We start from the raw sequence: 12486 nt of genomic DNA, 5'->3' as shown, positions 1-12486 counted from the left end.
CCTCTTTATCGCCCCAACCCCTTTAAGGAACTGCCATGAAAGTGCTCTCGTCCCTGAAGTCGGCGAAGACCCGCCATCGCGACTGCAAGGTCGTGCGCCGTCGTGGCAAGGTCTTCGTGATCTGCAAGTCCAACCCGCGTTTCAAGGCCCGCCAGCGCTGAGCGCAGGCCGTCCGCGTGGTGGTGAAAACGCCGGCCTTGGCCGGCGTTTTCCGTTTCCGGGCCCGGACTTGCCGGAATCGGGACGGCATGGCGCATCCCGGCGCGTTTTGCGATGATCCCCGGCCTACCCGTCATCCCGACGACCTGTGGAGGTGGACCATGAAGGCCCTGACCCTTTCCCTCGCCCTGACCGCCGGCCTGCTGCTGCAGGCGCCCGCCCAGGCCGACACCCTGCTGGTCGAGCGCGTCCAGTCCGAACAGGGCCAGGCCCTGCCGGCCCGCGGCCAGTCCATGCGCCAGGTCGAAGCCACGTTCGGCGCCCCGCAGCACAAACACGCGCCGGTCGCCGGTCCGAACGACACCAAGCACAACCCGCCGATCACCCGCTGGGTGTACCCGAACTTCTCGGTCTATTTCGAGCACAGCCACGTCATCGACGCCGTGGCCAACAAGGCCAGCCCGGAAGAGATCGGCCCCAAGCCCGTCCAGTAAGCGATGCCGAACAACCAGCGCTTCCCGGCGGAATGGGAGCCCCAATCCGCCGTCCTGCTCGCTTGGCCGCATGAAGGCACCGACTGGGCCGAGCGCCTCGCCGGTGTCGAGCGGACCTATGTCGCCCTGGTGGCGGCGATCACCCGGTTCCAGCCCGCGCTGGTCTGCGTCGCCGACGCCGGCCTGCGCGAGCGAGCCGCCGGCCTGCTGAAAGCCGTCGGCGTGGACCTGGGCCGGGTGCGTTTTTTCGAGGTCGACTACGACGATACCTGGCTGCGCGATTCCGGCCCGATCACCCTGCGCGAGGGCGGCGGTTTCCGCCTGCTCGACTTCCACTTCACCGCCTGGGGCGGCAAGTTCGAAGCCGGGCTGGACGACCAGATCGTCGGCAAGCTGCACGCTTCCGGCCTGCTGAAGCCCTGCGCGCACCAGCGCATCGACTTCGCGCTCGAGGGCGGCGGCATCGAAACCGACGGCGCCGGCACCCTGCTCAGCACCTGGACCTGCCTGCACGAACGGCACCCGGACAAGTCGCGCGAAGAGATCACCGCGACGCTGGAAAAATCGCTGGTGCAGTCGCGCACGCTCTGGCTCGACCACGGCTACCTCGAGGGCGACGACACCGACGCCCACATCGACACGCTGGCCCGTTTCGCCGCGCCCGATGCCATCGTCTTCCAGGCCTGCGACGACCCGGCCGACGGCCACTACGCCGAACTGCAGGCCATGGCCGCCGAAATCGCCGCGCTGCGCCAGGCCAACGGCCAGCCCTACCGGCTGTTCCCGCTGCCCTGGGCCCGCCCGATCCTGGACGAAGGCAGGCGCCTGGCGGCGTCCTACGCCAACTTCCTGATCGTCAACGGCGCCGTGCTGATGCCGGCCTACGGTGACGTCGCCGATGGTGCGGCCGCCGCCGTGCTCGCGCAGGCCTTCCCGGGCCGCGAGATCGTCCAGATCGACTGCCGCCCGCTGATCTGGCAGAACGGCAGCCTGCACTGCGTCACCATGCAACTACCCGAAGGCCTGCTGGCATGAACAAGCGCACCCTCACCGTCGCCCTGGTCCAGGACCGCGACCACGGCAGCGTCGAAGCCAACCTCGCCAACATCGAGGCCCGCGTCGCCGAGGCCGCCGCCCGCGGCGCGAAACTCGTGCTGCTGCAGGAACTGCACAACGGCGCCTACTTCTGCCAGCACGAAAGCACCGCCGAGTTCGACCGGGCCGAGGCCATCCCCGGCCCCAGCACCCAGCGCCTGGGCGCGCTGGCGAAAAAACACGGCGTGGTGCTGGTGTCGTCGCTGTTCGAGCGCCGCGCGGCCGGGCTGTACCACAACACCGCGGTGGTCTTCGAAACCGACGGCACCATCGCCGGCCGGTATCGCAAGATGCACATCCCGGACGACCCCGGTTTCTACGAAAAGTTCTACTTCACGCCGGGCGACCTGGGCTTCGAGCCGATCAACACCAGCGTCGGCCGCCTCGGCGTGCTGATCTGCTGGGACCAGTGGTATCCCGAGGGCGCACGCCTGATGGCGCTGGCCGGCGCCGAACTGCTGCTCTACCCGACCGCGATCGGCTGGGACCCGGACGACGCCCAGGACGAAAAGGACCGCCAGCGCGGCGCCTGGATCCTGAGCCACCGCGGCCACGCGGTCGCCAACGGCCTGCCGGTGCTCAGCTGCAACCGCGTCGGCCACGAGCCCTCACCGCTGGGCGCGTCGGGCATCCGCTTCTGGGGCAGCAGCCACGTGCTCGGCCCTCAGGGCGAGTTCCTGGCCGAAGCCAACACCGATCAACCCGAAGTCCTCGTCGTGGACGTCGACCTGGCCCGCAGCGAACAGGTGCGCCGCATCTGGCCCTTCCTGCGCGATCGCCGCATCGACGCCTACCAGGACCTGCTGCGGCGGTACCGCGATTGAACACCTCCCACGAGGCCGGCTACGACGGCCTGCACGACCAGCCGCACCTGATCGTCGAACGCGACGGCGTGCGCTACACCCTGCTCGGCACCGCACATGTCTCGCGCGCCAGCGTCGAAGCCGTCGAGGCCGCGGTGGCCACGGGCCGCTACGACACCATTGCGGTCGAACTCGACGCCCAGCGCCACCGGGCCATGACCGACCCGGACGCGCTGTCGAAGCTCGACTTGTTCCAGATCCTGCGCGAAGGCAAGACCGGCCTGGTCGCCGCCAACCTCGCGCTGGCCGCCTACCAGCGCCGCCTCGCCGAACAGCTGGGCGTCGAACCCGGCGCCGAGCTCCGGGCCGCCGCCGTGGGCGCGAACGAAGGTGGCCTGCGTCTGTCGCTGATCGACCGCGACGTCGGCATCACGCTCAAGCGCGCCTTCCGCGGCCTGGGCTTTTGGGGCCGCACCCAGCTGATCGCGGGCCTGGCCGCCAGCCTGTTCGCCGACGAGAAGGTCGAGAGCGACGAGATCGAGAAGCTCAAGCAGGGCGATTTCCTGGAATCGAGCTTCGGCGAATTCGCCGCGGGCAGCCCGCCGCTGTACCAGGCGGTGATCGCCGAGCGCGACCGCTACATGGCCGCGCGACTGCGCCAGGTCGGCGCCGAAGGCGGCCGCGAAGTGCTGGCCGTGGTCGGCGCCGGACACCTCAAGGGCCTGGCCGAACACCTGCGCGAAGACACCTCGCCGCCGGCACCGCAGCTGGCCGAGCTCGACAGCCTGCCGGCGAGCAGCCAGGTCCCCTGGTTCACGCTGTTCCTGGTGGCCTTCCTGCTCGGCGGTTTCGCCTGGGGCGTGTGGCAGGGCGGCTTCGAAGTCGGCGGCCAGATGCTGATGCACTGGGCGCTGATCACCGCGGTCGGCGGCGCGATCGGCTGCCTGGTCGCGGGCGGCCATCCGCTGAGCATCCTGGCAGCCTTCGTGTCGTCGCCGCTGACGCCGCTGCACCCTGCCCTGGCCTCGGGCACCGTCAGCGCGGCCGTGGAGGCCTGGATCCGCAAGCCGACCTATGCCGACTTCCTGCGCCTGCGCGACGACACCGGCCACTGGAAGGGCTGGTGGCGGAACCGGGTGGCAAGGGTGCTGGTGAACTTCTTCCTGACCAGCCTGGGCACCGCGGCCGGCGTCTGGATCGCCGGCGCCAAGCTCATCAGCCAGCTCTGATCGTGTCCGGTGAGGGCCGGCCCCGGCGCAAGACCGGGGCCCGGCCGGGACTCATTCGGCCTGCGCCGCTGCGTCGGCAGAGGGCGCCAGCGGCGCAAGCTCGCGGGCCCGGCCGAACTTCGACGAGACGAAAGCGCTCATGTCGTCCAGGATCGCGTAGATCGTCGGCAGGAAAAGCAGGCTGACCAGGGTCGAGAACGCCAGGCCACCGGCGATGGCGCGCGCCATCGGGTAGTACGGCGGGCCGTCGCCGGCCATCTGGGTGCTGCTGAGCGCGATCGGCACCATGCCCAGGATCGCCGTGCCCATCGTCATCAGGATCGGACGCAGGCGGTCGCGGCTGCCCTGCACCAGGGCCGCCGTCCGGTCCATTCCCGACCGGCGCAGGATGTTGATGTGCTCGACCATCACGATACCGTTGTTCACCACCACGCCCATCAGCACCAGGATGCCGATGAAGGCCATGATCGTGAACACCGTCCCGGTCATCCAGAACAGCCAGAACACGCCGAAGATCGAGAACACGATGCTGCTCATGATCGCCGCCGGGAACAGCAGCGATTCGAACACCGCCGCCATCACCACGTAGATCATCACCAGCGCCAGCACCAGGTTGATCATCATCTGCGCCCCGGCCTCGTCGTTCTGGCGGAAGGCGCCGTCGAAGGCGTAGCGATAGCCCGGCGGCAGCGTGGCGGCGGCAAGGACCTCCTCCATCGCCTTGCGGGCATCCGGCAGCGTCGTGCCATCGGCCAGATTGGCCTGGATGTTGAGCATCGTCTGCCGGTTCTGGCGGTACACCTGCGTTGCCGCCGACTGGACGTTGACACGGACCACGGACAGCAGCGGGATGTTCTCGCCCGAGGGGGTGCGCAGGCTCAGCGCCGACAGGTCCTCGATGCCGAAATCCTCGGAACCGTCGAAGCGGACCCACACCGGCACTTCGGTCTCGCCGCGGCGGAACTCACGCAGCGGCGTGCCGCGCAGGGCGATGCCGACGTAACGGGCGACCTCGTCGGCGCTGAAGCCGAAGCCGAGCGCGCGCTCGCGGTCGACGCTGATCGCCAGTTCTGAGTTGACGTCGCCGGTGTCCACGCGCACGTCGCGCAGCGCCTTCTGCCTTGCCAGCTGTGGAATCAGGCTTTCGGCCAGCACCTTGAGCTGTTCCGAAGAATCGCCGACAAGCGACACCTGGATCTGGTCCTCGCCACCACCCTGCTGTTGACCGCCTCCGCGGAAGCCGACGGTGGCGCGTGCGGAACGCGGCATGCCCTTGCGGATCTCTTCCTGCACTTCGGAAGGATCCTTCAGCTTGCTTCCCTCACTGATCAGGGTGATCCGGGTGCCTGCCCAGCCCTGTTCGCTGAACCAGGAATAGATCTGCTGGATCTGCAGCCGTTCGCGGTTCGCATCCAGCCACTGCTCGACCCTCAGCACCTCGTCCGAGACCTGCTCGAGCGAATAGGCGCCGTTCCACTGGTAGTACATCTCCAACTCGCGGGTCGGTTCCTGATAGAACATGTCCTTCTGGGTCCAGCCGATGGGCAGCAGGCTGACCGCCGAGATCAGGATGATGCCCAGCACGCTGGCGCCGCGATGGCGCAGGGTCCAGGCCAGGAAGGTCGCGTAACGATCCTGCATCCGGGCAATGACGCCACTGCGGGCCGTGGCGGCAGGCGGCGTCTTCATCCGGGCTGAAAGCATCGGAATCAGGCTGATCGCCACCAGCCAGGAAGCCAGCAGCGACACCGTGATGGTGACCGCGATCTGCAGCATGAAGATCGAGATCTGGTTGGTCTCGCCGAAGATATTGGGCACGAACACGATGCAATGGCAGAGCGTGCCGGCCGACAGGGCGATGGCGACGTTCTTGGTGCCGAAGATGGAGGCCGCCGCCGGGTTGCCGGGGTTGCGTTCGCGCTCCTGGTAGATGCTTTCCACTACCACCACCGCATTGTCCACCAGCATGCCGACCGCCAGCAGCAGCCCCATCATGGTCAGCACGTTCAGGGTGACGCCCAGGAAGTGCATGAAGCCAAGGGTCATCACGAAGCAGATCGGAATCGCCAGGCTGACCATCAGCGTCGACGGCCAATGCCGCAGGAAGAAGAACAGCACCGCCACCGACAGCACCAGGCCGATGATGCCGGCCTCGGTCAGTTCCCAGAGCGAGTTGGTGACGTTCTTTCCCTGGTCGCTGATCAGGATGATCTCGATGCCATCGAAATCGGGCTCTTCGACGATCCGGTAGATCTCCTCCATGGTCGACTTGGCGGCCTCGACCAGGTTGGCGTTGCGCTCGCGGAAAATATCCAGGCCGACGGCGGGCTGGCCTTCGAGCCTTCGGCCGAAGTCCACACGTGCCGCCTTCAGCCGCACGTCGGCGATCTGCTCGAGCCGCAGGCCGTTGGCGCCGACCACGAGTTCGCGCAGTTCGCGCAGGTCCCGCAGCTCGCCGATCGGCTGCACGCGCAGGCGACGGTCGCCATCGTCGACCATGCCGGCCGACACCGAGAAGTTGACCGCCTGCAGGCGGCTCGCCAGTTCGTTGAGGCTCAGGCCATGCGCCGATAGCCGGTCCGGATCGATCGCGATTTCGATTTCGCTGGGCGGTGCGCCGGAGATGTCAACCCGGGCGACGCCGGGGACGCGTTCGAGCCGGCGCGCCAGCTTCGATTCGATCAGGTCGTAGGCGCCGGTCAGGTCGCGGTTGCCGCCGAGGCGGACCCGCAGCATCGGCTCGTCGGCCGTCGAGAACTTCAGGACCTGGTAGCGCTGGAAATCATCCGGCAGGTCGCTGCGGACTGCATCGATACGCTCCCGCGCCTCGGACGCCAGCACTTCGACATCGCGGCCCCAGTCGGAGAACTCGATGAACACGCCGCCGCCGTCGGCGCGGGCGTTGGCCTCGAGGCGCTTGATGCCTTCCAGGGTGGACAGGGCCTCTTCCACCGGCCGGACGATGCTGCGTTCGACCTCCTGCGGCGTCGACCCCGGGTACGGCAGGTCGACGTAGATGCCGGGGAAGTTCAAGGCCGGAAACTGCTCGAGGGGCAGCCGGAACGAAGCGATCAGGCCGATGACGATCATGGACACGAAGAACATGATCACCGACACCGGCCGGCGCAGGCTGAGTTCGACGATGCTCATGCGTGCGAACCCTCCGCCTCGCCCTGCCCGAGGTCCAGCGGCCGGGTACGCGCCACGTAGCTTTCGTCGCTGCGGCGGTCCATCAGGTTGTAGACGACCGGGATCACCAGCAGCGTCAGCAGCGTCGAGACCGCCAGGCCGCCGATAACCGTGATCGCCATCGGCGAACGGACCTCGGCGCCGGCGCCGGTGGCGAGTGCCAGCGGCAGGAAGCCCAGCAGCGCCGTCAGCGTGGTCATGACGATGGGCCGCAGGCGCGATTCGGCGCCGCGGATGATCGCCTCGCGCTTGCCGACGCCCTGCTCACGCAGTTGATTCACCTTGTCGATCAGGATGATCGCGTTCTTGACCACGATACCCACCAGCAGGATCAGGCCGATGAACACGACGACCGACAGGCTCGAGCCCGACAGCACCAGGGCCAGCACGGCACCGACCACCGCCAGCGGAATCGTGAACAAGATGACGAACGGGTGCAGCAGCGACTCGAACTGCGAGGCCATCACCAGGTACACCAGGAAGATGGCCAGTCCGAACGCGAACAGCAGGGACATCACCGACGCGCGCAGCTCCTCGCCCTGGCCGCCGACGTGCATGCTGACGCCCGGGCCGAGCGGATTCTCCGCCACAAGCGCCTGGATCTCGGCCACCGCGCTGCCCAGGTCGCCCTGCGCCAGGTCGGCGGACACCACGGCGACGCGGGTCTGGTTGGCGTGGTGGATCTCGCTGGGGCCGGTGGTCGCGACCACGTCGGCCACCGCCGCCAAGGTCACGGGCGCGGCGCTCTCGGGATTGACGATCAGGCGCTTGATGTCCTCGATCGAGGCCCGGTCGGACTCCTGCGAGCGCACCAGCACGTCGATCTTGCGATCGCGGAAACTGTAGCGGGTCGCCACCTCGCCGCGCACCTTGCGCACGACCTGGTCGGCGATCTGGCGCGTGGTCAGGCCCAGGGCCGCGGCGCGCTCCTGGTCGAAGCGGATCTGGATCTCCGGGAAGCCTTCCTCGACCGTGGACTTGATGTCGACGAACCGGCCCGAGGTCTCCATCAACGACACCAGCTTGGCGCCGGCGGCCTCCAGGTCGCCCAGGTCGGCGCCCTGCAGTTCGATTTCCAGCGGCGTGGAGAAGCTGAAGATCTCCGGTCGTCCGAACTTGATCTCGGCGCCGGGGAAACGCTGCTCCATCGTCTGGCGCAGGCTGGCCGTCTGGGCCGCCTCGGTCGCGGCGGCGCCTTCGGGCACCATCACCACGGTGATCTTGCCGATGTTCTCGCCCGACTCGGTCGGATTGGCGTCAAGGCGGGTACCGCTGCCGCTGACCGCATACAGGGCGTTCACTCCAGGGGCCCCGGCATGCTGTTCCTGCACGGCCCGGACCACCGAATCGGTGTCGCGCAGCTGCGTGCCGGGCGGGAGCTTCACCGTCATCTCGAAGCGGTCCTGCGCCAGCTGGGGAATCAGGTCCAGGCCCAGCGTCGGCACCAGGGCCAGCGATGCGGCGAAGGCCAGCGCCGCCGCACCCAGCACCATACCCGGGCGGTCCAGCGCCTTGGGCAGGGTGCGGTGGTAGACCGTCGCCGCCCAATCGTAAGGTTTCATCACGCGAACGGCGATCCACACCATCGCGCCGCCGACATAGCGGCGCAGGAAGCGGAAGATCGACACCATGGCGTAGGACAGGCCCACCAGCACGCCGCCGGTCGCCTTCTCCGTGCCGCGCCGCACCGCCGCCAGCGGCTTGAGCACACGCGACTCCGGACGCCAGTCCGGATGCGGCGGCTCGGCCGGGAACGCCATCGGCGCCTTCGCCTTCAGCGAGGACAGCATCGGAATCAGGGTCATGGCGACCACCAGCGACATCATGATCGCGATCGAGATGGTCAGCGCCTGGTCCTTGAAAAGCTGGCCGGCCACACCCTCGACAAACACCAGCGGCAGGAACACGGCGACGATGGTCAGCGTGGACGCCACCACCGCCATGCTCACTTCCTTGGTGCCCGTGAGCGCGGCTTCCAGAACGCCGAGGCCGCGTTCACGCGCCTTGGCGATGCTCTCGAGAACCACGATCGAGTCGTCGACCACCAGGCCGGTGGCCAGCGCCAGGCCGCCGAGCGACATCACGTTCAGGCTCAGCGAGAACTGGTCCATGAAGAAGAACGTCGCGATCAGCGAAATCGGCAGCGACAGCGAAATGACGAACGTGCTCCAGCCGTCGCGCAGGAAGAAGAAGATGATCAGGATGGCCAGCATGCCGCCGAAAACGGCATCGAACTGCACGCCGCTGATCGCGCTTTGGATGAACACCGACTGGTCGTCCACCGTGCGCAGTTCCGCGTCGGCCGGGATCTGGCTGCGGATCCGCTCGATCGTCTCCTTGACGGCGTCGGCCACGGTGACAGTGTTGGCGTCGCCTTCCTTGTAGATGGCCAGCTCGACCGCCTCGCGGCCGTCGAGGCGGATGATGGCCTCGCGTTCCTTGAAACCCTGGACGACGCTTGCGATGTCGCGCAGGCGGATCGCCTGGCCGCCACCCGGTCCGCTGCCGGAGCCCGACGCCGCGCTCTGTGCGCTCGCCGACGCCGCAAGCGCCTCGGCCGAACCGGTCAGGGCGGCCACGCGCGCGGCCGCGGCCGCCGCCTCCTGCGCCGCGCTGTTGCCACCGCCGGCAGTGCGTGCCGTGATCAGCAGGTCGCGCATCTGGTCGACATCGGAGAACTGGTTGATCGTGCGCACCAGATAGCGCTGGCTGCCGTCTTCGATGCGGCCGCCGGAGATGTTGACGTTTTCGGCCTTGAGCCGGTCGATGACCGTGCCGATGCCGAGGTTGAGCTGGGCCAGCTTCTGCTGGTCGATGTGGACTTGGATTTCGTCCTCGAGGCCACCGGACACCTTGACCGCCGCCACGCCTTCGACCGGCTCGAGCAGCTTCTTCAGCTCGTCGTCGGCGAAGCGGCGCAGGCGCACCAGTTCGGCATTGGCATCGGCCGCACCGGCCTTGTCGCTGGCCGAAAGGGTCAGGCGCACGATCGGTTCGGTGGTCGGGTCGAAGCGCAGAAGCACGGGTTGCTTGGCCTCCAGCGGCAGGCGCAGGGACTCGAGCTTGTCGCGGACTTCCAGGCTGGCCCGGTCCATGTCCGTGCCCCAGGCGAACTCCAGCACGACGTCGCTCTGGCCGGTGCGCGACACCGACTTGAGCTTGCGCAGGCCTTTGACGACGCCCACCGCTTCTTCGACCGGCTCCGAGATCAGGGTCTCGATTTCCGAAGGCGCTGCGCCGGTGTATTCCGTGCGCACGGTCAGGGTGGGATAGCTGAGGTCCGGCAGCAGGTTGACTGGCAGCGACGACAGACCGATCACGCCGAACAGGACAAAGGTCAGCGTCACCATCAGCACGGTGACGCGCCGACGGACGGAGAACTCGACGAGATTCATCAGTTGGAGGTCCCGTTGCCGTTCTGGGCCACCTGGGCGACGTCGGCGTCGACGGCACCGCCGGCGGGCGGATTGAGCACTTCGACGGCGGCGCCGTCGCGCAGGGTGATCTTCCCGGCAGTGACGACCTGTTCGCCTTCGGTCAGGCCCTTGCGCACTTCCACCAGCTCACCGCTCATGTGGCCGACCTCGATCGGCACGCGCACGGCCTTGGCCTCGCGCACCGCGAACACCGCGGTCTCGCCGGCGTCCTCGAGCAGCGCCGCGCGCGGCACCGTCAGCGCATCGGCGCGCTGGTCATAGACCACCTCGATGCGGCCGAACATGCCCGGGCGCAGGCCCTGGCCGCCGGAGAAGGCGGTGACGACGCGGAAGGTGCCGCTGCCCCCGTCCACCACTGGGCTGACGCGGTCGATCACGCCTTCGAACACCTTGCCCGGCATCGCGTCGGCGCTCATGCGCACGGTGAGGCCCGGCTTCATGGTCGCCAGGTCGCGCTCGGGCACGTTGAGCACGGCCTCCAGGCGCGAGTTGTCGACGATGCGGAACAGCGAGGAGTTGAGCTGGATCAGGTTGCCCTGCTTCACCGAACGCTGGGCGATGACGCCGTCGATCGGCGCGATGATGCTGGTGTAGGACAGTTCGAGCTGGGCCAGCTCGTAGGCGGCGCGCGCGGCTTCCAGGTCGTAGCGGATCTGGTCGCTGGCTTCGGCGCTGACCAGCTTGGACGCCAGAAGCTCCTGCGAGCGGCGGTAGTTGTTCTCGAGCTTGCGCACGGTGGCGCGGGCGCGCTCCATTTCCAGGCGCGGGCGATCAGGGTCGATGCGCGCCAGCACCTGGCCGGCCTTCACCTGGTCGCCCTCTTCGGCCAGCAGCTGCAGCAACACGCCCGAGGTCTTGGCGACTACCTGGGCTTCACCCGGGGCCTCTAGGTTCGCGGTGCCGGCGTAGCTGGCCGAGATCGGCCGCTTGGCGACGGCCGCGACTTCGACCGGCACGGCCTCGGGCTTCTTCTCGCCCGGCTTGCCGTCCTTGCCTTCTTCCTTGGCGGCGGCTTCGGCGGTCTTGTCGGCCTCGCCTTCGGGGGCCTGGCCGCCACAACCCGCCAGGGCCAGGGAGATCGCCAGGGCCAGGAGGGCGGCGGCGCGGAGCTTCGGTGAGCGGCTGGAGGTCTTCATGGGTCTCGGCTTTGGCGGGGGTGTTGTAGTTGAATAGAACAGTACAGGAGGGGCGTGAAGATGCGCATATGCCGGAAGTCTGGATGCCCATCGGTGACAGGCCGTCGCGGGCCCGGATGACAACCCCCTGTCCGGGCTTCGGATGCTGCGGCTATAATTTCGGTTTAACGCTGTCCGCCCGACCCTTAGCGAGCCGGAAACCCCTGATGAAGCGAATCCTGTTGTCCGCCGCCAGCCTCGTGCTTGCCGTCGCCGCCCTGCCCGCCGCCGCCAAGGGCGACGCCGAGAAGGGCAAGGCCCTGTTCTACACCTGCACGGGCTGCCACGGCATCGCCGACTACAAGAACGCCTACCCGACCTACCGCGTCCCCAAGGTCGGCGGCCAGAACGAGCAGTACCTGGTGACGGCGCTGACCGGCTACAAGAACGGCGAGCGCAAGCACCCGACCATGCAGGCCCAGGCCGAGTCCTTCTCCGAACAGGAGATCGCGGACATCGCCGCCTACCTGTCCAGCCTCAAGCCGGCCAAGTGAGGGCCCCGATGACCATGCTGCGTACTGCCTCCGCCCTCGCCCTGTTTGTCCTGACCGCCCCGGCCCTGGCCGCCGGCCCGAAGGGCGATGCCGTCGCCGGTGCCGAAAAGGCCAAGACCTGCGCGTCCTGCCACGGCGCCACCGGCAACGAAAGCCTCGACGACACCTACCCGAAGCTGGCCGGCCAGTATCCGGAATACCTGGCCAAGGCCCTGCACGATTACAAGTCGGGCGAGCGCAAGAATGCCGTCATGGCCGGCTTCGCCGCCGGGCTGAGCGACGAGGACATCGACGACCTGGCGGCCTTCTTCGCCAGCCAGCCCGGCGACATCCACGACCTGAGCAAGGTCGACGAACGCTGAGCGTTCCGCACTGTCGCGCTGGAAAACAAGGCCCCGCAAGGGGCCTTGT

General features: G+C 68.1%; 10 protein-coding genes. 7 read left to right on the top strand and 3 right to left on the bottom strand.

What is annotated here, in order from left to right:
- The first annotated feature begins 35 nt into the window (after nucleotides 1-35).
- From ykgO to E1B00_RS02115, 5 genes are all read left to right on the top strand, one after another.
- Nucleotides 36-161: a type B 50S ribosomal protein L36 gene (gene ykgO / locus E1B00_RS02135; RefSeq protein WP_005913193.1), complete on the top strand. Its 126-nt coding sequence runs from the start codon at nucleotides 36-38 to the stop codon at nucleotides 159-161.
- 159 nt (nucleotides 162-320) lie between these two features.
- On the top strand, nucleotides 321-653 hold the full coding sequence (locus E1B00_RS02130; RefSeq protein ID WP_139445143.1) for a hypothetical protein: 333 nt from the start codon (nucleotides 321-323) through the stop codon (nucleotides 651-653).
- Nucleotides 654-656: 3 nt separating this feature from the next.
- Nucleotides 657-1688, top strand: a complete 1032-nt coding sequence (locus E1B00_RS02125) for an agmatine deiminase family protein (RefSeq protein WP_139445141.1) — start codon at nucleotides 657-659, stop codon at nucleotides 1686-1688.
- Nucleotides 1685-2572 carry a carbon-nitrogen hydrolase gene (locus E1B00_RS02120; protein WP_139445139.1) on the top strand — a complete coding sequence of 296 codons (888 nt, stop codon included), beginning with the start codon at nucleotides 1685-1687 and terminating at the stop codon, nucleotides 2570-2572. Before E1B00_RS02125 ends, E1B00_RS02120 begins: the two co-directional genes overlap by 4 nt.
- Entirely contained in the window at nucleotides 2569-3780 is a 1212-nt protein-coding gene (locus tag E1B00_RS02115; RefSeq protein WP_139445138.1) for a TraB/GumN family protein, read from the top strand. The genes E1B00_RS02120 and E1B00_RS02115 overlap by 4 nt, the downstream gene beginning before the upstream one ends.
- 51 nt (nucleotides 3781-3831) lie before the next feature.
- Here the strand turns inward: E1B00_RS02115 and E1B00_RS02110 are convergent, their stop codons facing one another.
- The 3 genes from E1B00_RS02110 to E1B00_RS02100 are packed head-to-tail and all read right to left on the bottom strand — an operon-like array spanning nucleotide 3832 to nucleotide 11542.
- Complete coding sequence (locus E1B00_RS02110; RefSeq protein ID WP_139445136.1) at nucleotides 3832-6930, bottom strand: efflux RND transporter permease subunit; 3099 nt, start codon at nucleotides 6928-6930, stop codon at nucleotides 3832-3834.
- The gene (locus tag E1B00_RS02105) at nucleotides 6927-10364 is read right to left on the bottom strand and encodes an efflux RND transporter permease subunit (protein WP_139445134.1); all 3438 of its coding nucleotides are present in this window, start codon (nucleotides 10362-10364) and stop codon (nucleotides 6927-6929) included. Before E1B00_RS02105 ends, E1B00_RS02110 begins: the two co-directional genes overlap by 4 nt.
- On the bottom strand, nucleotides 10364-11542 hold the full coding sequence (locus E1B00_RS02100; protein WP_139445132.1) for an efflux RND transporter periplasmic adaptor subunit: 1179 nt from the start codon (nucleotides 11540-11542) through the stop codon (nucleotides 10364-10366). The genes E1B00_RS02105 and E1B00_RS02100 overlap by 1 nt, the downstream gene beginning before the upstream one ends.
- Nucleotides 11543-11748: 206 nt before the next feature.
- Between E1B00_RS02100 and E1B00_RS02095 the strand changes: the two genes are divergently transcribed.
- Nucleotides 11749-12075, top strand: a complete 327-nt coding sequence (locus E1B00_RS02095; protein ID WP_139445130.1) for a c-type cytochrome — start codon at nucleotides 11749-11751, stop codon at nucleotides 12073-12075.
- 8 nt (nucleotides 12076-12083) lie between these two features.
- Nucleotides 12084-12437, top strand: a complete 354-nt coding sequence (locus E1B00_RS02090; protein ID WP_139445128.1) for a c-type cytochrome — start codon at nucleotides 12084-12086, stop codon at nucleotides 12435-12437.
- Nucleotides 12438-12486: the final 49 nt, after the last annotated feature.

Origin of the sequence: Arenimonas terrae (assembly GCF_006265115.1) — a bacterium.
Taxonomy (GTDB): Bacteria; Pseudomonadota; Gammaproteobacteria; order Xanthomonadales; family Xanthomonadaceae; genus Arenimonas; species Arenimonas terrae.
Note: the sequence above shows the minus strand (reverse complement) of the source record. Positions and strands in the feature narration are given on the sequence as shown.